The 19,686-nt window shown below is 70.6% G+C and carries 14 protein-coding genes and 1 pseudogene; 10 read left to right on the top strand and 5 right to left on the bottom strand.

The window, feature by feature from the left end:
• Positions 1-223: 223 nt before the first annotated feature.
• The 9 genes from AOQ53_RS21855 (at position 224) to AOQ53_RS21895 (ending at position 12,798) form a co-directional block, all read left to right on the top strand.
• Positions 224-3,946 carry a ThuA domain-containing protein gene (locus AOQ53_RS21855; protein ID WP_059419733.1) on the top strand — a complete coding sequence of 1,241 codons (3,723 nt, stop codon included), beginning with the start codon at positions 224-226 and terminating at the stop codon, positions 3,944-3,946.
• Positions 3,947-4,044: 98 nt separating this feature from the next.
• Positions 4,045-5,262: an inositol-3-phosphate synthase gene (locus tag AOQ53_RS21860; protein WP_059419734.1), complete on the top strand. Its 1,218-nt coding sequence runs from the start codon at positions 4,045-4,047 to the stop codon at positions 5,260-5,262.
• Positions 5,259-6,317: an SCO3242 family prenyltransferase gene (locus AOQ53_RS21865; protein ID WP_059419736.1), complete on the top strand. Its 1,059-nt coding sequence runs from the start codon at positions 5,259-5,261 to the stop codon at positions 6,315-6,317. The genes AOQ53_RS21860 and AOQ53_RS21865 overlap by 4 nt, the downstream gene beginning before the upstream one ends.
• On the top strand, positions 6,314-7,309 hold the full coding sequence (locus tag AOQ53_RS21870) for a sugar phosphate isomerase/epimerase family protein (RefSeq protein ID WP_059419737.1): 996 nt from the start codon (positions 6,314-6,316) through the stop codon (positions 7,307-7,309). The genes AOQ53_RS21865 and AOQ53_RS21870 overlap by 4 nt, the downstream gene beginning before the upstream one ends.
• Positions 7,306-8,148, top strand: coding sequence for an EboA domain-containing protein (locus AOQ53_RS21875; RefSeq protein ID WP_099054660.1), 843 nt, complete (start codon positions 7,306-7,308; stop codon positions 8,146-8,148). Before AOQ53_RS21870 ends, AOQ53_RS21875 begins: the two co-directional genes overlap by 4 nt.
• Positions 8,148-9,068, top strand: coding sequence for a TatD family hydrolase (locus AOQ53_RS21880; protein ID WP_059419738.1), 921 nt, complete (start codon positions 8,148-8,150; stop codon positions 9,066-9,068). Before AOQ53_RS21875 ends, AOQ53_RS21880 begins: the two co-directional genes overlap by 1 nt.
• A gap of 3 nt (positions 9,069-9,071) precedes the next feature.
• Positions 9,072-10,241 (top strand): metabolite traffic protein EboE, encoded by a 1,170-nt coding sequence (gene eboE / locus AOQ53_RS21885; RefSeq protein ID WP_059419740.1) that lies wholly within the window; start codon positions 9,072-9,074, stop codon positions 10,239-10,241.
• Positions 10,238-11,656 carry a nucleotide pyrophosphatase/phosphodiesterase family protein gene (locus AOQ53_RS21890; protein WP_059419742.1) on the top strand — a complete coding sequence of 473 codons (1,419 nt, stop codon included), beginning with the start codon at positions 10,238-10,240 and terminating at the stop codon, positions 11,654-11,656. Before eboE ends, AOQ53_RS21890 begins: the two co-directional genes overlap by 4 nt.
• A gap of 80 nt (positions 11,657-11,736) precedes the next feature.
• Entirely contained in the window at positions 11,737-12,798 is a 1,062-nt protein-coding gene (locus AOQ53_RS21895) for a sugar phosphate isomerase/epimerase family protein (protein WP_059419744.1), read from the top strand.
• A gap of 91 nt (positions 12,799-12,889) precedes the next feature.
• Here the strand turns inward: AOQ53_RS21895 and fdhD are convergent, their stop codons facing one another.
• From fdhD to AOQ53_RS21910, 3 genes and pseudogenes are all read right to left on the bottom strand, one after another.
• The gene (fdhD, locus tag AOQ53_RS21900; protein WP_059419746.1) at positions 12,890-13,738 is read right to left on the bottom strand and encodes a formate dehydrogenase accessory sulfurtransferase FdhD; all 849 of its coding nucleotides are present in this window, start codon (positions 13,736-13,738) and stop codon (positions 12,890-12,892) included.
• Between the two features lie 8 nt (positions 13,739-13,746).
• Positions 13,747-14,166, bottom strand: a pseudogene (locus AOQ53_RS48125) (molybdopterin dinucleotide binding domain-containing protein); the annotation flags it as partial.
• 377 nt (positions 14,167-14,543) lie between these two features.
• Positions 14,544-15,515, bottom strand: a complete 972-nt coding sequence (locus tag AOQ53_RS21910) for a 2-dehydropantoate 2-reductase (RefSeq protein ID WP_059419750.1) — start codon at positions 15,513-15,515, stop codon at positions 14,544-14,546.
• Positions 15,516-15,778: 263 nt separating this feature from the next.
• On the opposite strand from AOQ53_RS21910, the gene AOQ53_RS21915 reads away from it, so the two are divergent.
• Entirely contained in the window at positions 15,779-16,456 is a 678-nt protein-coding gene (locus tag AOQ53_RS21915; protein WP_174523327.1) for a GntR family transcriptional regulator, read from the top strand.
• Between the two features lie 155 nt (positions 16,457-16,611).
• Here the strand turns inward: AOQ53_RS21915 and AOQ53_RS21920 are convergent, their stop codons facing one another.
• Both AOQ53_RS21920 and AOQ53_RS21925 read right to left on the bottom strand, forming a co-directional pair.
• Entirely contained in the window at positions 16,612-18,027 is a 1,416-nt protein-coding gene (locus AOQ53_RS21920) for an OFA family MFS transporter (RefSeq protein WP_059419752.1), read from the bottom strand.
• Between the two features lies 1 nt (position 18,028).
• On the bottom strand, positions 18,029-19,417 hold the full coding sequence (locus AOQ53_RS21925) for an OFA family MFS transporter (RefSeq protein ID WP_059419753.1): 1,389 nt from the start codon (positions 19,415-19,417) through the stop codon (positions 18,029-18,031).
• Between the last annotated feature and the right edge of the window lie 269 nt (positions 19,418-19,686).

The following is a 19,686-nucleotide window of genomic DNA, read 5'->3' on the forward strand; positions in this document are numbered from 1 at the left end:
ACCGCCGGCTCCCCCTCCGACCTGCCCGGATCCTGCTTTGTCCTGTGATGGGAGAAAGTCCAACCGGCCCTGACCCAAGGGGTGTTCGCCCCGGGCGGGCGCGGTTACCTTCCTTGAAGTGTTCAGGACACACACACCTCCGGGGTGACGGCGCACCCCGGCGCCCGCACCGCACGTCTTCGCACCCATTCCGTACGGCCCACCCCGTTCCCGGAGGGACTTCGTGCACAGAACGAGACCAAGAAGCACCCGCACTCCCAGGCGTCCCAGGCTTCACACCGCCGTCGCTCTGTTCACCGGCCTGCTCCTGGCCGTGGGCACCCCGGCCACCGTCGCCGTGGCCCACCCCGGCCAAGCGGAGCAGGACGAACCGGCTGCCGCAGAGGGCCAGTTCCAGCAGGTGCCGCTCGCCAAGGGCGAGCCCGAGACGGGCGAGCCGATGTCGCTCGCCGTGCTCCCGGACCGCAGCGTCCTGCACACCTCGCGCGACGGCACGCTGCGCCTCACCGACCAGGGCGGCGTCACCCGGATCGCCGGCAGGATCCCCGTCTACAGCCACGACGAGGAAGGCCTCCAGGGCGTCGGCATCGACCCGGACTTCAAGAACAACCGGGCGATCTACCTCTACTACGCCCCACCGCTCGACACGCCCGCGGGCGACGCCCCGGAGACCGGCACCGCCGAGGACTTCAAGAAGTTCGACGGCGTCAACCGCCTCTCCCGCTTCGTCCTCAAGGCCAACGGCACGCTGGACATGGCCAGCGAGAAGAAGGTCCTCGACGTCGCGGCCTCCCGCGGCACCTGCTGCCACGTCGGCGGCGACATCGACTTCGACGCGGACGGCAACCTCTACCTGTCGACCGGTGACGACACCAACCCTTTCGCCTCCGACGGCTACACGCCGATCGACGACCGCGAGGGCCGCAACCCCGCCTTCGACGCCCGCCGCAGCTCCGCCAACACCAACGACCTGCGCGGCAAGATCCTCCGCATCAAGGTCGCCGAGGACGGCTCGTACACCATTCCGGCGGGCAACCTCTTCGCCCCGGGCACCGAGAAGACCCGTCCCGAGATCTACGCCATGGGCTTCCGCAATCCGTTCCGGATGAGCGTCGACGACAAGACCGGCATCGTGTACGTCGGCGACTACGGCCCCGACGCGGGCGCCGCCGACCCGAAGCGCGGCCCGGCAGGACAGGTCGAGTTCGCCAAGGTGACCAAGGCGGCCAACTTCGGCTGGCCCTTCTGCACCGGCGACAACGACGCCTACGTCGACTACGACTTCGCCACCAAGGAGTCCGGCGAGAAGTTCGACTGCAACGCCCCCAAGAACACCTCGCCGTACAACACGGGCCTGGTCGACCTGCCGCCCGCGCAGGCCGCCTGGATCCCGTACGACGGCGGCTCCCTGCCCGAGTTCGGTGACGGCTCCGAGTCCCCGATGGCCGGCCCGGTCTACCGTTACGACCCCGGACTCGACTCCAGCGTGAAGTTCCCCGAGGCGTACGACGGCGACTTCTTCGCGGGTGAGTTCGGCCGCCGCTGGATCAAGCGGATCGAGCAGAACGACGACGGGTCCGTCGCGAAGATCAACGACTTCCCGTGGACCGGCACCCAGGTCATGGACATGGAGTTCGGCCCCGACGGCGCGCTCTACGTCCTCGACTACGGCGTCTCCTGGTTCCAGGGCGACGAGAACTCCGCGCTGTACCGGATCGAGAACGCCGAGGGCGGCTTCTCGCCGATCGCCGAGGTGAGCGCCGACAAGACGTCCGGAGCGGCCGGCCTGAAGGTCAAGTTCACCGGCTCCGCCAAGGACGCAGACTCCCCGGACCTCACCTACAGCTGGGACTTCGGCGACGGCACCAAGGGCGAGGGCCTCAACCCCACCCACCAGTACAAGAAGGTCGGCACCTACAGCGCCACCTTCACCGCGAAGGACCCCGAGGGCAACACCGGCAACGCCAGCGTCCGGATCGTGGTCGGCAACACCGAGCCCAAGGTGAGGATCGACGTCCCCGGCAACGGCACCCTGGCCGAATTCGGCAAGCCCGTCCCGTTCAAGGTGACCGTCACCGACCCCGAGGAGACGATCGACTGCTCCAAGGTGAAGGTCGTCTACAGCCTCGGCCACGACTCCCACGCCCACGAGCTGACCAGCGAGATGGGCTGCGAGGGCACCCTGGAGCCGCCTCCCGGCGACGGCGGCCACGACCCCAACGCCGACATCTACGGCGTCGTCGGCGCCGGCTACACCGACGGCGGGGCGAACGGGCAGGAGGCCCTGACCGGCACCGCCCGCACCGTGCTCCAGCCGCTGCACCGCCAGGGCGAGCACTTCACCACCCAGTCGGGCGTGTCGATCGTCGACAAGGCCGGCGCCAACGGCGGCAAGACCGTCGGCGACATCAACGACGGCGACTGGATCTCCTTCAGTCCCTACCGGTTCGACGGGCAGAGGAAGATGACCGTGCGGGCCTCCTCCGGCGGCGCCGGCGGCTTCATCGAGCTGCGCACCGGCTCGCCCGACGGCCCGCTGCACGGATCGGCGTACATCCCGCCGACCGGCGGCTGGGAGACGTTCCAGAACGTCGACGTGCCGCTGCGGTCGCTGCCCAAGCGCACCACGGAGATCTACCTGGTCTTCAAGGGCGGCGAGGGCGCGCTGTACGACGTGGACGACTTCGAGTTCTCCAAGGAGCCGTTCAAGGGCGGCAAGAAGGTCCTGGTCTTCTCCAAGACCGCCGGCTTCCGCCACGACTCCATCCCGGCCGGCATCACCGCGCTGAAGGAGCTCGGCGGCCCGGCCGGCATCACGGTCGACGCGACCGAGGAGGCGAAGCAGTTCACCACGGCCAACCTCGCCAAGTACGACGCGGTCGCCTTCCTGTCCACCACCGGTGACGTGCTCAACGCCGAGCAGCAGAAGGCGTTCGAGAACTACGTGGCGGGCGGCGGCGGTTACATGGGCATTCACGCCGCTGCCGACACCGAGTACGACTGGGAGTTCTACGGCGGCCTGGTCGGCGCCTACTTCGACTCGCACCCGGCCATCCAGAAGGCCACCGTCCGCGTCGAGGACCACGACCACCCGTCCACCGCGCACCTGGACGACGCCTGGGAGCGCACCGACGAGTGGTACAACTACCGCACCAACCCGCGTGAGCAGGCCAAGGTCCTCGCCACTCTGGACGAGACGACGTACCAGGGCGGCACCATGAAGGGCGATCACCCGATCGCCTGGTGCCAGAGCTATGGCGGCGGCCGGTCCTTCTACACCGGCGGCGGCCACACCAAGGAGTCCTACGCCGACGAGGCATTCCGCGCCCATCTGCTCGGCGGCCTGAAGTACGCCACCGGCCAGGTGAAGGCGGACTGCAAGCCCAGCAAGGACTACCGGAAGATCTTCAACGGCCAGACCATGGACGGCTGGAAGCAGGCCGGCCCCGGCAAGTTCAACGTCAAGGACGGCACCCTGGAGTCCGAGGGCGGCATGGGCCTGCTCTGGTACCAGGCCAAGGAGCTGAAGTCGTACTCCCTCAAGCTCGACTGGAAGATGCGGGGCGACGACAACTCCGGGATCTTCGTGGGCTTCCCCGCCTCCGACGACCCCTGGTCCGCGGTGAACAAGGGCTACGAGATCCAGATCGACGCCACGGACGCGGCCGACCGCACCACGGGCTCCGTCTACTCGTTCAAGTCGGCGAACATCAAGGCCCGTGACCAGGTTCTGCGGCCGCCCGGCCAGTGGAACTCCTACGAGATCAAGGTCCAGGGCGAACGTCTCCAGGTGTTCCTCAACGGAGTCAAGATCAACGACTTCACCAACAAGGACCCCGAGCGGAGTCTGACCGACGGCTACATCGGCCTCCAGAACCATGGCGCCGGCGACCAGGTCTCCTTCCGCAACATCCAGTTGAAGGAACTGCCCGTCAAGGGCGACTGAACGGCGGCGGGCGGGGGACGCCGGACCCCCGCCCGCCGTCTCCCGTCCCTCCCGTCCCTCCCTCCCCCCCGGGTTCGCGCACGACCAGGAGGCTGCACATGTCCGCGTCCCTCTCCCGACCGCGTGTGGGGGTGTGGCTGATCGGAGCCCGCGGCTCCGTCGCCACCACCGTCGTCACGGGGTGCGCCGCCGTCACCGCGGGACTGCACCCGCCCACCGGCATGGTGACCGAGACACCGGCGTTCACCGGCAGCGGTCTGCCCGCGCTGTCCGACCTCGTCTTCGGCGGCCACGACACCGTCGACTGCCCCCTGCCCAAACGCGCCGAGACCCTGACCGCCGGTGGCGTCCTCCCGCCGGGCACCGCCAGTCCCGTCGCCGCCGAACTCGCCGCCGCCGACCGGGAGATCAGACCCGGCGGCCCCACTCCGGGGGACACCAGGAGCGAGGCCGAGCTGATCACGGCCTTCGCCGACGACATACGCGACTTCGTACACCGCCATGAACTGGAGCGGGCCGTGGTGGTGAACGTCGCCTCCACCGAACCCGCCTGCCAGGGGCCCGACGCCCCGCCGCCGGCCAGCACCCTCTACGCGCTGGCGGCCCTGCGCGCAGGCTGCCCCTACGTCAACTTCACCCCCTCCGAGGGCATGCACCACCCCGTCGCCGCCCGCGAGGCCGAACGGAGCGGCCTGCCGTACGCCGGCCGCGACGGCAAGACCGGCCAGACCCTCCTGCGCTCGGTGCTCGGCCCCATGTTCGCCCAGCGGGCCCTGTCCGTCCGCGCCTGGTCCGGCACGAACCTGCTGGGCGGCGGCGACGGCGCCGCCCTGGCCGACCCGGCCGCCGCGGCCGCCAAGAACGCCGGCAAGGAACGGGTCCTCACCGACACCCTCGGCGCCACTCCCCAGGGCGAGACCCACATCGACGACGTCCCCGCCCTCGGCGACTGGAAGACCGCCTGGGACCACATCGCCTTCGACGGCTTCCTCGGCACCCGCATGATCCTCCAGACCACCTGGCAGGGCTGTGACTCCGCCCTGGCCGCACCCCTCGTCCTCGACCTCGCCCGGCTGACCGCCCGTGCCCACGAGACGGGCCTGTCCGGCCCGCTCGACGCCCTCGCCTTCTACTTCAAGGACCCGGTGGGGGACGCGCCCTCGGGCCTGGCCGAGCAGTACGAGGCACTGACCGGCTTCGCCCGGAGCCTTCGGGGGGCGGAGCCGGGAGAGGGCGCGGGTCTCCGGCAGGACCCCGGAGAGGGCCGAGAGCTCGGTTCGGCGGAGCAGGCCAAGGGGATGGGGGGCCTCCGGTGAGGCGGCGGAAGCGTCCTTGTGGAGGCTCGGGCAGTACGGGCGACGCCTCCCATGAGGGGGACGTCGGCGGTACGGCACCCACCCCGCCACGCGGCTGCGCCGGCCGCCCGGCACGGGGACGCGTCTGGGCCGAACTCCTCCGTCTTCCGGCCCTGTTCAGCGTGCCCGGCGACGCCCTCGCCGGCACGGCCGCGGCCGGCGCACGGCCCAACGCCCGCACCCTGCTCGCCATCGGCTCCTCCCTCTGCCTGTACGAGGCCGGCATGGCCCTCAACGACTGGGCGGACCGCGAGGTGGACGCCGTGGAACGCCCGCACCGCCCCCTGCCCTCCGGCCGCATCCGCCCCGCCGCCGCGCTCACGGCGGCCTGTGTCCTCACCGGAGCCGGACTGGCCCTGGCCGCCCGCGCCGGCCGCCCGGCCCTGGCCGTCGCCGCACCCCTGGCGGCGACCGTCTGGGCGTACGACCTCACCCTGAAGCACACACCGGCCGGGCCCGTGGCCATGGGCGCGGCCCGGGGACTGGACCTGGTCCTGGGAGCCGCAGCCACCACCGGCCGTATCCGCCAGGCAGTGCCCTCCGCCGCCCTCCTCGGCACCCACACCCTGGCCGTCACGACGGTCTCCCGCCAGGAGGCCCGGGGCGGCTCACCCCTGGCTCCTGTGGCGGCACTTGCGACGACGGCCCTGCTGACCCGCCTGGTGACCCACCGCCTCGCGAGCCTTCCGGAAAGCCGCCGGGAAACAGCCGCCCAGGCCCTGCCGGGCCCGCGATCCGCCCGGCCCCGACCGCCTGAGCCGGGTCGACAGCCCACGGCACACCTCACCACCGCGCTCGCGGCCGCCTATGCCGCAACCACCGCCCGCCCCTACTTCCACGCCGCCCTCAATCCCTCACCTCCCCTCACCCAACGAGCTGTCGGCGCCGGCATCCGCGCCACGATCCCGCTCCAGGCCACCCTGACCGCCCGCTCCCGGGGCACGGCCACCGCCCTCCTCATCGCGGCCCTCGCCCCACTCGGAGCGAGGTTCGGGAAGAAGGTGAGCGTCACATGAGCTCCGATGCCCGAGCCTCCGGCAGCCGAGCCACGCCGGCTGAGCCGGCCCCCGCTGCCCTCCGCTTCGGCTACGGCACCAACGGTCTCGCCGACCTCCGGCTCGGCGACGCGCTCTCCCTTCTCGCCGACCTCGGATACGACGGCGTCGGACTGACCCTCGACCACATGCACCTCGACCCGCTCGCCCCGGACCTCGCCGCCCTCACCCGCCGGGTCGCGCACCGGCTGGACGCGCTCGGACTGGGTGTCACGGTGGAGACGGGCGCCCGCTATGTGCTCGACCCGCGCCGCAAACACGGCCCGTCCCTGCTGGACCCGGACCCCGGTGACCGGGCCCGCCGGGTCGGCCTCCTCCTCCGGGCCGTACGGGTCGCGGCCGACCTCGGCGCCCACGCGGTCCACTGCTTCAGCGGGATCGTCCCGGACGGCACCGACACGGACACCGCGTGGAAGCGCCTCGCCGAGACCCTCATGCCCGTCCTGGACGCCGCCGCGTCCGCCGGCGTTCCACTCGCCGTCGAGCCCGAACCGGGTCACCTCCTCGCCACCCTGGCCGACTTCCATCACCTTCGCCGCACCCTCGGCGACCCCGAACCTCTCGGCCTCACCCTCGACATCGGCCACTGCCAGTGCCTCGAACCCCTCCCTCCCGCCGACTGCGTGCGTGCCGCCGCACCCTGGCTGCGTCACGTCCAGATCGAGGACATGCGACGCGGTGTCCACGAGCACCTCCCCTTCGGTGACGGGGAGATCGACTTCCCACCGGTCCTGGCGGCCCTCGCCGCCGCCGGCTACCAGGGCCTGACCGTCGTCGAACTGCCCCGCCACTCCCACGCCGGCCCCCACTACGCCGGACGCTCCCTCCCGTTCCTCCGGCACGCCGAGCAGACCGCGGCCACCGTCTCGCCGCACCCTGCTCCGGCCCACCAGCAGGCCGCGCCACCCCACGGCGCTCCCTCCACCACCCCTGAAGGGAGCAGCACCCCATGACCCACCCGCGCACCACACCGGCGGCGAGAACCGGCGGCCCCCAGGACGACGCCCCAGCACACGGGGACACCGCCGCGCGGGACGCCCAGGGCCCCGAGTCCGCCGCCGCACCAGACGCCCAAGCTCCCGAGGACGCCAACCTCCTGCCCACCACGGACACCCACAGCACCCAACCAACCCTCGACACAGCCCTGGCCTCCTCGCCGGCCGACCTCCGCCGCCACCTCACCACCCACCTCGACCCCGCCGCCCGCGCCTGGCTCGAGCACGCCCTCGACGAGGCCGCCGCCCACCCCGGCCTCCACGGGCCCATCTCCGCGTGGGAACTGCGCCTCGCCGAGGCAGGCCGGCGCTGCGGTGCCGCGTACGCCGACGCCGCACGCGTCCTCATCCTCGACGCGGCCCGTGCCGGGACCGACGCCCTGACGCGGGTGTACTTCCAGGGCACCGCCGGCGAGCGCCGCGCCGTCCTGCACGCCCTGCCGCATCTCGTGTCCGGGCCCGGCGCCCTCCCGCTCGTCGAGGACGCCCTGCGCACCAACGACACCCGGCTCCTCACCGCCGCCGTCGGCCCGTACGCCGCCCGTCACCTGGCCCCCCACGACTGGCGCCACGCCGTACTGAAGTGCCTGTTCACCGGCGTCCCCGTCGACCGAGTGGCGGACCTGCCCCGGCGGGCCCGCGGCGACGGCGAACTCGCCCGCATGCTGGGCGACTACGCCGCCGAACGCACCGCCGCCGGCCGCACCGTCCCCGAGGACCTGTACCGCGTCCTGGACCTGACCGAGTCCGCCGGCCCGGCCCCCGGCACGGACCACCCCCACGGCAAGGAGTCCTGATGCGCATCTTCGACCCCCACATCCACATGACGTCCCGGACCACGGACGACTACGAGGCCATGTACGCCGCCGGTGTCCGCGCCGTCGTCGAGCCCTCCTTCTGGCTCGGCCAGCCCCGCACCTCGCCCGCCTCCTTCCTCGACTACTTCGACTCCCTCCTCGGCTGGGAACCGTTCCGCGCCGCGCAGTACGGCATCGCCCACCACTGCACGCTGGCGCTCAACCCCAAGGAGGCCAACGACCCGCGCTGTGTGCCCGTCCTCGACGCACTGCCCCGGTATCTCGTCAAGGACAACGTCGTGGCCGTCGGCGAGATCGGCTACGACTCCATGACGCCCGCCGAGGACACCGCCCTCGCCGCCCAGCTCCAGCTCGCCGCCGACCACGGCCTGCCCGCCCTCGTGCACACCCCGCACCGCGACAAGCTCGCCGGTCTGCGCCGCACCCTCGACGCCGTCCGGGAATCCGCACTGCCCCCGGAACGCGTCCTGGTCGACCACCTCAACGAGACCACCGTCAAGGAGGCCAAGGACAGCGGCTGCTGGCTGGGCTTCTCCGTCTATCCGGACACCAAGATGGACGAGGAGCGGATGATCGCGATCCTGCGCGCCTACGGCACCGAGCAGGTCCTGGTCAACTCCGCCGCCGACTGGGGGAAGAGCGACCCCCTGAAGACCCGCAAGGTCGGCGACCTGATGCTGGCCGAGGGCTTCGGCGAGGACGACGTCGACCAGGTGCTGTGGCGCAACCCCGTCGCCTTCTACGGGCTCAGCGGCCGCCTGAACCTCGGCGTCACCGGCACGGAGGCCACCCACGAGGGCAACTCCATCCTCCGCGGCGTCCCGAAGGACCCGCACGAGCCGGACCCCGGCCCCGGAGACGGCGACGAGCCGGCCCGCGTCCCCGCCGCGGAGGCGTGACCCATGCGCTTCCGCCACCCCGACGGCTCCACCGTCCACCTCGCCTACTGCACCAACGTCCATCCCGCCGAAACCCTCGACGGCGTCCTCGCGCAACTCCGTGACCACTGCGAACCCGTCCGCCGCCGCCTGGGCCGCGACCGGCTCGGCATCGGGCTGTGGCTCGCCAGGGACGCCGCCCACACCCTCGACACCGACCCGTCCGCACTGCGCGGCCTGCGCACCGAGCTCGACCGGCGTGGTCTGGAGGTCGTCACCCTCAACGGCTTCCCGTACGAGGGCTTCGGCGCCGAGGAGGTCAAGTACCGCGTCTACAAGCCGGACTGGGCCGACCCGGAACGCCTCGACCACACCACCGCCCTGGCCCGCGTCCTCGCCGGCCTCCTCCCCGACGACGTCGGCGAGGGCACCATCTCCACCCTGCCCCTCGCCTGGCGCACCGCGTACGACGACGAGCGCGCACAGGCCGCCCGCACCGCCCTGCTCACCCTCGCCGAACGCCTCGACGCCATCGAGGAGCTGACCGGCCGCTCCCTCCGCGTCGGGCTGGAACCGGAACCCGGCTGCGTCGTCGAGACCACCCGCGACGCCATCGCCCCGCTCACCACCATCGCCCACGACCGCATCGGCATCTGTGTCGACACCTGCCACCTCGCCACCTCCTTCGAAGACCCGCACACCGCCCTGGACGCCCTCACCGCGGCTCGCGTCCCCGTCGTCAAATCCCAGCTCTCCGCCGCCCTGCACGCCGAACACCCCCATCTGCCCGAGGTCCGCGAGGCTCTCGCCGCCTTCGCCGAACCCCGCTTCCTGCACCAGACCCGTACGGCCACCGCCGCGGGCCTGCGCGCCACCGACGACCTCGACGAGGCCCTCGCGGGCCACGCCCTGCCCGACGGCGCGCCCTGGCGCGCCCACTTCCACGTCCCCCTGCACGCGGCCCCCGCCGCACCCCTCACCTCCACACTCCCGGTGCTGAAGACCGCACTGACCCGGCTCGTCGGCGGCCCGGTCCCGCTCACCCGCCACCTGGAGGTCGAGACCTACACCTGGCAGGCCCTCCCGCCCGAGCTGCGCCCCCGCGGCCGCAGCCAGCTCGCCGACGGCATCGCCGCTGAGCTCACCCTCGCCCGCGACCTGTTGACGGACCTCGGACTGAAGGAGCTGCCATGAGCACCCAGCCGTCCGCCCCGGGCGCACACCCGGCCCGGCCAGGACCGACCCCCCTCCTCGTCCTCGACGTCGTCGGCCTCACCCCCCGTCTCCTCGACCACATGCCCCACCTCAAGGCGCTCGGCCGGTCCGGCTCGCACGCCCCGCTGGGCACCGTGCTGCCCGCCGTCACCTGCGCCGCCCAGTCCACGTTCCTCACCGGCACCATGCCCTCGGAGCACGGCATCGTCGGCAACGGCTGGTACTTCCGCGAACTCGGCGACGTCCTGCTGTGGCGCCAGCACAACGGCCTCGTGGCCGGTGACAAACTCTGGGACGCCGCCCGCCGCGCCCACCCCGGCTACACCGTCGCGAACATCTGCTGGTGGTACGCCATGGGCGCCGACACCGACATCACCGTCACCCCCCGTCCGGTCTACTACGCCGACGGCCGCAAGGAACCCGACTGCTACACCCGGCCGGTCGCACTGCACGACGAACTCACGGAAAAACTCGGCACGTTCCCCCTCTTCCACTTCTGGGGCCCCGGAGCGGACCTCGTCTCCAGCCGGTGGATCATCGACGCGACCCGCCACATCATCCGCACCCGGCATCCGGACCTGACGCTCTGCTACCTCCCTCACCTCGACTACGACCTCCAGCGATTCGGCCCCGACGACCCGCGCTCCCTGAAGGCGGCCGCCGACCTGGACGCCGCCATGGCACCGCTCCTGGACGACGCCCGCGCCGAGGGCCGCACGGTCGTCGCGCTGTCCGAGTACGGCATCACCCGCGTGAACCGGCCCGTCGACATCAACCGCGCCCTGCGCCGCGCCGGCCTGCTGGAGGTGCACACCCAGGACGGCATGGAGTACCTCGACCCCATGGCGTCCCGTGCCTTCGCGGTCGCCGACCACCAGATCGCCCACGTCTATGTGCGCCGCCCCGAGGACCTCGACGCCACCCGGGCCGCCCTCGACGGCCTGCCCGGCATCGAGCAACTCCTCGACGACGAGGGCAAGAAGGCCCACCACCTCGACCATCCGCGCGCAGGCGAACTCGTCGCCGTGGCGGAACCGGACGCCTGGTTCACGTACTACTACTGGCTCGACGACGCCCGCGCGCCCGACTTCGCGCAGCTCGTCGAGATCCACCGCAAACCCGGCTACGACCCGGTCGAGCTCTTCATGGATCCCCTCGACCCCTACGTCAAGGTCAAGGCGGCCACCGCACTGGCGCGCAAGAAACTCGGCATGCGCTACCGCATGGCGGTCGTGCCCCTGGACCCCTCACCTATTCGCGGCAGCCACGGCCGCCTTCCGGCGAGCGACGACGACGGTCCGCTCCTCATCTGCTCCACCCCCCGCGCTGTCGGTGACCGCGTCGCGGCCACCGATGTGAAGTCACTGCTGCTCCGACTCGCCGGTCTCGCCTGAGGACGGACCCTCAGTCCCGACTGGTCACAAGTGAAGCACTCACCACTGACAACGCCCCGCGATCACGAGGAGTTCCACGCATGAGCCGCTTCTCCCAGCCCGACCCCGAGCTCACCCACCGCCTCAGCAGACGAGGCATGCTCGGCGTGGCCGCAGGCGCCACCGCCGCCGCCCTGCTCGGTGCCGCCGCTCCCGCGACCGCCGCCACCGGCAACGCGACCGCGGCGACCACCGGCACGGCTTCCGGTGCCAGGGGCCGCGGCCGCCTCGTCCTGCCGCCCGGCCGCCTCGGCATCCAGCTCTACAGCCTCCGCGACAAGGTCTCCACCCTCGGCTTCGGCCCCGTCTTCGCCGAACTGGAGAAGTACGGCTACGACGAGGTCGAGTTCGCCGGCTACACCCAGGGCTCGGCCGGCCCCATCACGCTCGCCCAGCTCAAGCGGCTGGCCCGCAACCACGGCCTGAACCCGATCGGCAGCCACGTCGGCTACTACTCCAGCGACCCGAACGCCTACACCTTCGCCCAGAACCTCACCAAGGTCCTCGACGACGCCCAGGCCCTCGGCCTCAAGCACATCGGCACGGCCGCCGGCCCGTTCCGCTACGGCTCGACCGTCGACGCCTGGAAGCGCGCCGCCGAGGACTTCAACACCTACGGCGCCGCGGCGAAGGCCCGGGGCATGAAGTTCTACCAGCACAACCACTCCGAGGAGTTCTCCTTCGCCACCGACAATCCCAAGGTCCGCCTCTACGACGTCCTGCTCAAGGAGACCGACCCGGACCTCGTCCACCTGGAGATGGACATCTACTGGGCGTACGTCGGCCAGTTCCGCTTCTCCAAGCGGCCCGACGGCACGCCCGCGCCGTTCGAACCGCTGAACTACGTCCTGAGGCAGCCCGACCGCTACCCGCTCTTCCACGTCAAGGACGGCGAGAGCGACCCGTCGAACCCGTACGGCTACCGCATGACCGACGTCGGCGACGGCGACATCGACTACCAGCGGTTCATCTCGGCCGTGACCCGGCTGCGCGGCCACCGCATGGCCCACCACTGGCAGGCCGAGCACGACAACCCGGCCGAGTCCTTCACGTTCGCGCGCCGTTCGAGCGCGCATCTGCACTCATTGCGCGAGAAGTGCTGACAGGGCACGGACACGACTGAGGCAGGACCCCGACGGCGCAGGGGGCGCTCCCCGCCGTCGGGGCCCCGCCGTCGTGTCGCGGGGAGTGCTGTCAGCCCTGGGTGGCCGCAGCCCGCAGGGTGAGACGGTGCTCGCCCGCGTACACGTTCATGGAGGTGCCGCGCAGGAAGCCGATCAGGGTCAGGCCGGTTTCCGCGGCCAGGTCGACGGCCAGGGAGGAGGGTGCCGAGACTGCCGCCAGGATGGGGATGCCGGCCATCACGGCCTTCTGCGCCAGTTCGAAGGAGGCCCTGCCCGAGACCAGCAGGATCGTGCGCGAGAGGGGCAGGTCGCCGTTCTGCAGGGCGCGGCCGACCAGTTTGTCGACCGCGTTGTGGCGGCCGACGTCCTCTCGTATGTCGAGCAGGTCGCCTTCCTCGGCGAACAGGGCGGCGGCGTGCAGGCCCCCGGTCCGGTCGAAGACCCGTTGAGCCGCGCGCAGCCGGTCGGGGAGGCGCGCGAGCAGGTCGGGTTCGACCCGGACCGGGGGTGCGTCGGAGATGGGCCAGCGGGTGGTGGTGCGGACGGCGTCGAGGCTCGCCTTGCCGCACAGGCCGCACGATGAGGTGGTGTAGACGTTGCGTTCGAGGGTGATGTCGGGGATGACCACGCCGGGTGTCGTGCGCACGTCCACCACGTTGTACGTGTTCGACCCGTCGGCCGTCGCCCCCGCACAGTAGACGATGTTCTGCAGGTCGGACGCGTGGGCCAGGACGCCCTCGCTGACCAGGAACCCGGCGGCGAGGGGGAAGTCGTCGCCGGGAGTGCGCATGGTGATCGCGAGCGGTTTGCCGTTGAGCCTGATCTCCAGTGGTTCCTCGGCGACGAGTGTGTCCGGGCGGCTGGAGACCACCCCGTCCCTGATCTGGATCACCTTGCGTCGTGCCGTGACTCGTCCCATGACCGGCCTCAGCTCCGTACCGCTGCCACCGGCAGCTTCTCGATGCGGACCGCGGCGGCCTCGAACTCCGCTGTCCCCGGGATCGGACAACTGGCCGTGACCGGCGGCGCGCCCAGGTCCGCCGCGTCGGACAGGCGCATGGTCGTGAACGCCAGACCGGCTCGTAACGTCGGGTCCACCCACACCGGGGCCGTCACCGAACCGCGCCGAGTGGAGACCCGTACCTCCTCACCGACCACCACGCCGTAGCGCTCGGCGTCCTCCGGGCTCAGCTCGATGCACGTGCCGCGCCGCAGTGGTGACGCGGAACCGCTTTTCTGTACAACGGTCTTGTACGAGTCGAGCCGACGCCCCGTGGTGAGGCGGATCGGGTACCACTCGTCCGTCAGGTCCACGGGTGGGTCGTACGAGACGAGTCGGAAGGCCGCCCGCAGGTCCCGCTCGGTCGTCGTTCCGGTGAGGAGGGCCAGGTTGGACAAGGCACGTCCGGTGTCGGTGCCGTGATGGTGCTCCACGACGAACGGCGTCCGCGGCCGGCCCTGATCGCCGGGTGCGTGGCCGTGCGCCAACTCCCTGATGACGACGGCCGATATGCCCGTCACCTTCTCGGCGAGCGACAGCGTCCAGGGCTCGACGAGCTGTTGGTACTCCTCGAAACCGGTCGTCGCGCGCTCGATGAAGGCGTGGTCGGCGAGGCCCGCCCGGATGATCTCCCGGCCGATCGCATGGGCCAGCGGAACCTCGGTACCGGCCTTCGGCCGGATCCGGCGGTCGCCGGACCCGGCACTGTCGGGTCCTCGTACGCTCATGCGGCGGCCTGGTGGGCGAGGAGGTCGGAGAGGGCGTGGACGGTGCGCAGGGTGGGCACCTGGACGCCGGTGATCTCGGCGAGTTCGATGACGGCGGCGAGGAGGACGTCGAGTTCCAGCGGCTTGCCGCGTTCCAGGTCCTGGAGGGTGGAAGTGCGGTGGTCGCCGACGCGTTCGGCGCCGGCGAGGCGGCGTTCGATGGAGACGCCGACCTGACAGCCCAGGGCCTCGGCGACGGCGAGGGTTTCGGTCATCATGGTTTCGATGACCTTGCGGGTGCCGCCGTGCAGGCACATCTGCCGCATGGTGGCGCGGGCGAGGGCGCTGATGGGGTTGAAGGAGATGTTGCCCAGGAGCTTGAGCCAGATGTCGTTGCGCAGGTCGGGTTCGACCGGGCATTTGAGGCCGCCGGCCTGCATGGCCTCGCTGAATGCGAGACAGCGCGCCGAAATGCTTCGATCGGGCTCGCCGATGGAGAACCGGGTGCCTTCCAGGTGCCGGACCACGCCCGGCCCTTCGAGCTCCGTCGCCGCGTAGACCACACACCCGATGGCACGCTGGGGCGCGAGTACCGCACTGACCGCGCCCGCAGGGTCCACGCTTTCGATGGGGTGGCCGTCGTGGGGGCCGCCGTGTTGGTGGAAGTACCACCAGGGGATGCCGTTCTGGGCGGCGATGACCGCGGTGGTGTCGTGCAGCAGAGGCTCGATGAGCGGCCCGCACGCCGCGTACGAGTTGGCTTTGAGGCCCAGGAAGACGTAGTCGACCGGCCCGATGTCGGTGGGGTCGTCGGTGGCGTGGGCGTGTGCGGTGAAGTCGCCGCGCGGGCTGAGTACTTGGACGCCGTGGTGGCGCATGGCCGTGAGGTGGGGTCCGCGGGCGATCAGGTGGACGTCGGCGCCGGCGCGGTGGAGCGCGGCGCCGACGTAGGCGCCGATGGCTCCGGCGCCGAGGACTGCGACTTTCATGATGGGGAGCTCCGTTCGGTTGAGGGTGACCGAGGAACTGCCGACTTTGTCGACTGAATATTGTCTACAGGATGGAACCGACAGTCAGCAAGAGCCGTGACGGCACTCGTCGTCGTCCGCGGCCCGTGAGCTGCTGGTATGCCCGTCCAAGGCGAGCCCACGCCCTGGGTCCGCGCGTGCCTGTGCGCCGTAGACTGTAGGCGAAAACCAATCCATAATTGGCCTGCCAGCTGCAGCGACGACGCTGCCCAGGAGGGAGCGCGATGTTGCCGACGACGGGACTGCCACAGGGCGCGGTGCCCAAGCTCGAACGGCCCGGCCCGTTGCGCGACCGTGTCTACGAGGCGCTGCTCGAACTCATCACCACCCGCGCCCTTCAGCCGGGCCAGCATCTCGTCGAGAGCGAGCTCGCCGGGCATCTCGGTGTCTCCCGGCAGCCTGTGCGCGAGGCCCTGCAGCGCCTCAGCACCGAAGGGTGGGTCGATCTGCGGCCCGCCCAAGGTGCCTTCGTGCACGAGCCGACGGACGAGGAGGCGGACCAACTTCTCTCCGTACGCACGCTGTTGGAGGCCGAGGCCGCCCGCCTCGCCGCCGCCAACGCGGGTGCCGACGCCGTCGCCGCGCTCGAGAAGCTGTGCGACGAGGGCGAGAAGGCCGTCGACGCCGACGACGTCGACGGCGCGGTCGCGATGAACGCCCGGCTCCACGCGAAGGTGATGGAACTCGCGGGCAACACGGTCCTCGCCGGGCTGGCCGCGCAGGTCGACCGCAGAGTGCGCTGGTACTACACCCCGGTCGCCCGGCAGCGCGGCCACCGGTCCTGGATCGAGCACCGCGAGCTGATCGCGGCGATCGCGGACCGGGACGAGGAGCGCGCCACGGCGGTCATGCGTGCCCACACGGAACACACGCGCAAGATGTACCGCGAGCGCGAGAAGTAGCCGCGCGGCGAGAGCAACCGGTAGCCGCGCGGCGAGAGCAACCGGTACGCCGTCACCCGACCGAACGACTCCCAGCCACCAGGCAACGGCTCAGGCGGCCCTTCCCCACGACGAGTGCCGCGGGGAAGGGCCGCCTGAGCGCCGAACCGGGCTGCTCAGGCCACCAGCTGCGGTGTTGATGCGCCGCCGCGCGTCCGTCCCGGCTGCCGTAGCAGCAGGGCGATCGCCGCCGCGATCATCGAGGTGACGCCGGCCAGCGCGTACGCCCCGTCGTAACCCCAGGCCGCGACCACCATGGAGCCGAGGCCGCCGCCGAACAGGCCGCTGATCAGCTTGCCGCTGTACACCAGCCCGTAGTTGGAGGCGTTGTAGTTCTCCCCGAAGTAGTCCGGGGTGAGTGCCGCGAACAGGGGATAGAACGCGCCGCCGCCGAAGCCGGAGAGGAACGCGAAGAACAGGAACAGCCCTTCGCTCTTGACGTCACCGGCCCAGATCACGCCGAACTGGGCCAGGCCCAGGACGACGATGACCATCACCAGGGTGGACTTGCGGCCCCACTTGTCGGACATCCAGCCCACGACCCCGCGGCCGATGCCGTTGATGACCGCCATGACGCCCATCGAGGAGGCCGCCACCAGCGGACCGAAGCCGACCTCCTTGGCGTAGTCGACCTGGAAGGAGATCCCGAAGATGGACACGCCCGCCGTCATGACGAGGGCGATCCACATGAGGGGAAGCATGCCGGTCCTGATGGCCTCCTTGGGTGTGTACTGCTTCACCGCCGGAGGGTTCTTGGCGAGGGCGTCGGCACCCTTCCCGGTGTCGCCGTAGGTCAGCGGGTCGATGTCCGCGGGCCACCAGTTCTTCGGCGGGTCCTTGAAGAAGAACGCGCATCCCACGACCACGATCAGGACGTAGCAGCCGATGAGGTCCAGGACACGGTGGTAGTTCGCCGTGTCGAAACCGTAGTTGAAGATGAAGATGAACGGCAGTGATCCGTACGCGAAGCCCCCGTTGACGAATCCGGTCCTGGCGCCCCGGCGTTCGGGGAACCATTTGCCGACCATGTTGATGCAGGTCGCGTAGACCAGGCCGGCGCCGACCCCCCCGACGACGCCGAACCCGAGGATCGCCAGCCATACGTTGCTCAGGTGCGACAGGGCGAGGAACCCGACCAGACACATGCCCGAGCCGATGTACATGGCACCGCGGGCGGTCAGGACGCCCTTCTCCCGCAGCCAGCCCGCCGGGAAGGCGATGCCGGCCTGGAAGAAGACCCAGACGCTGAGGATCCAGAAGGTGTTGCTCTGCGTCCAGCCGTGGGCGTGGGACAGGGTGTCCTCCGCCGAGCCGTACGCGTACTCGAAGACGCTGATGGCCATCATGGTGAGCCACGGGAGGTACACCATGAGCTTGCGCGAGTGGCCGAGGATGTCCCGGTCGCTCTCGCCGATGCGGTAGACGCGGCCGCCTGCGTCGGTGACTTCTCGGTAGGGACGATGTGCGGCGTCGGAGGGTGGGGAGGAGCTGCTTGCTGAGGAGCTGTTTGCTGCGTACGGATCTGCCGTCATGTCACGCCGTTTCCTCGCCGAGCGGTTGCGGGTTGGAGCTGATGCCCTTGGCTTTGGGCCGTCCCGGGGGGTGCAGGAACAGGGCCACGAAGGCTGCGAAGAGGGAGATCGAACCGGCCAGGGTGAATGCCCCGCTGTGGCCCCAGTTGTCTACCACGACCTTTCCCATACCGGCTCCGAGCAGGCCGGACACCAGCTTGGAGCTGTAAACCAGCCCGTAGTTGGATGCGTTGTTGTTCTCGCCGAAGTAGTCCGCCGTCATCGCCGCGAACATCGGGAAGATGGCGCCTCCGCCGAACCCGGAGATGCTCGAGAAGAGCAGGAACAGCGGGAGGTTCTTCATTTCGGCGGACCACAGGATGGCGTACTGCGAAAGGCCGAGGATGATACAGACGAAGATCAGGCAGCGCTTGCGTCCGTAACGGTCTGACAGCCAGCCGATCACACCCCGCCCGGTGCCGTTGACGATGGCCTTCATCGACATGGCCGTTGCGACGATTCCGCCCGCGAAGCCGGCCTCCTTGCCTATCTCGACCTGGAAGGCGATGCCGAAGATGTTCACGCCCGAGGTGCACAGCAGGCAGAACCACATCAGCGCGACCCGCCCGGTCCGCCAGGCCTCCCCGGGGGTGTACTGCTTCACGGCGGGCGGGTTCATCGCCAGTGCGCGACGGGCACGTGGGTCCTTCGGCGGCCGCAGTGGGTCGATCTCGGCGGGCCACCAGTTCTTCGGCGGGTCCCGGAAGAAGTAGCCGGCCACGGCCACCGTAGCGGCCAGGAAGAAACCGACCGAGACGAGTACCCAGCGGAAGTTCGTCAGGTCCATGTAGCTGGTGAAGAGGAAGACGAACGGTACGGAACCGTAGGCGAATCCGCCGTTGACGAATCCGGTCTTGCCTCCCTTGCGCTCCGGATACCACTTGCCGACCATGTTCACGCAGGTCGCGTAGACCATGCCGGCACCCATACCGCTGAACATGCCGAACCCGACGTACGCGACGATCACATGCGGCGCGTATGCGAGGGACACGTATCCGAGCAGTGTGCCGAGTGCGCCGAGCATCATCGCCCAGCGGGCGGGCAGTTTTCCGCTTTCCCTGAGCTTTCCGGCGGGGAAGGCCACCGCCGCCTGGAAGAACACCCAGACACCGAGCATCCAGAAGATGTGCCCGTCGTTCCAGCTGTGTGCGATGTGCAGGGTGTCCTCGGCCGACGCGAACGCGTACTCGGCCGAGCTGATGCCCATCATGCCCACCCACGGCAGGATGACCATCCACTTGCGTTTACGGCCCATGATGTCGACATCGGACTCTCCGATGCGGTACACGCGGCCGTTCTGGTCCGTCACCTCCCTGTACGGGACGGATGTCGAGTAGTCGATGGTTGTCATCTGGTCAAACACTCCTTGCGTCGAAAGATCTGGCCAGCGCCCCCTGCCCCATGCCTTTCGTGCGCGCGCGAGTCCCTGGGGCCGACCGACGCGCACCGTCGGACGACCCCGTGCACATTCACCTCATGAACCACCGCCCAGGAGCCTTGACGCGTGGGCCCGGATCACCACGTCAGATCACCCCGCTCGACTTGAGCAGGCGCAGCTCTTCGTGGGCGAGGCCGAGTTCGCCGATGAGGATTTCTTCGGTGTGCTGGCCGAGGAGGGGT

Origin of the sequence: Streptomyces azureus, from assembly GCF_001270025.1 — a bacterium.
GTDB classification, from domain to species: Bacteria; Actinomycetota; Actinomycetes; order Streptomycetales; family Streptomycetaceae; genus Streptomyces; species Streptomyces azureus.

Bases quoted from the DNA above. Each gene is read 5' to 3' on its own strand.
- AOQ53_RS21860 (WP_059419734.1), top strand. From the start codon at position 4,045: ATGTCCGCGTCCCTCTCCCGACCGCGTGTGGGGGTGTGGCTGATCGGA.
- AOQ53_RS21870 (WP_059419737.1), top strand. From the start codon at position 6,314: ATGAGCTCCGATGCCCGAGCCTCCGGCAGCCGAGCCACGCCGGCTGAG.
- AOQ53_RS21875 (WP_099054660.1), top strand. From the start codon at position 7,306: ATGACCCACCCGCGCACCACACCGGCGGCGAGAACCGGCGGCCCCCAG.
- AOQ53_RS21880 (WP_059419738.1), top strand. From the start codon at position 8,148: ATGCGCATCTTCGACCCCCACATCCACATGACGTCCCGGACCACGGAC.
- eboE (WP_059419740.1), top strand. From the start codon at position 9,072: ATGCGCTTCCGCCACCCCGACGGCTCCACCGTCCACCTCGCCTACTGC.
- AOQ53_RS21890 (WP_059419742.1), top strand. From the start codon at position 10,238: ATGAGCACCCAGCCGTCCGCCCCGGGCGCACACCCGGCCCGGCCAGGA.
- AOQ53_RS21895 (WP_059419744.1), top strand. From the start codon at position 11,737: ATGAGCCGCTTCTCCCAGCCCGACCCCGAGCTCACCCACCGCCTCAGC.
- fdhD (WP_059419746.1), bottom strand. From the start codon at position 13,738: ATGGGACGAGTCACGGCACGACGCAAGGTGATCCAGATCAGGGACGGG.
- AOQ53_RS21910 (WP_059419750.1), bottom strand. From the start codon at position 15,515: ATGAAAGTCGCAGTCCTCGGCGCCGGAGCCATCGGCGCCTACGTCGGC.
- AOQ53_RS21915 (WP_174523327.1), top strand. From the start codon at position 15,779: ATGTTGCCGACGACGGGACTGCCACAGGGCGCGGTGCCCAAGCTCGAA.
- AOQ53_RS21920 (WP_059419752.1), bottom strand. From the start codon at position 18,027: ATGACGGCAGATCCGTACGCAGCAAACAGCTCCTCAGCAAGCAGCTCC.
- AOQ53_RS21925 (WP_059419753.1), bottom strand. From the start codon at position 19,417: ATGACAACCATCGACTACTCGACATCCGTCCCGTACAGGGAGGTGACG.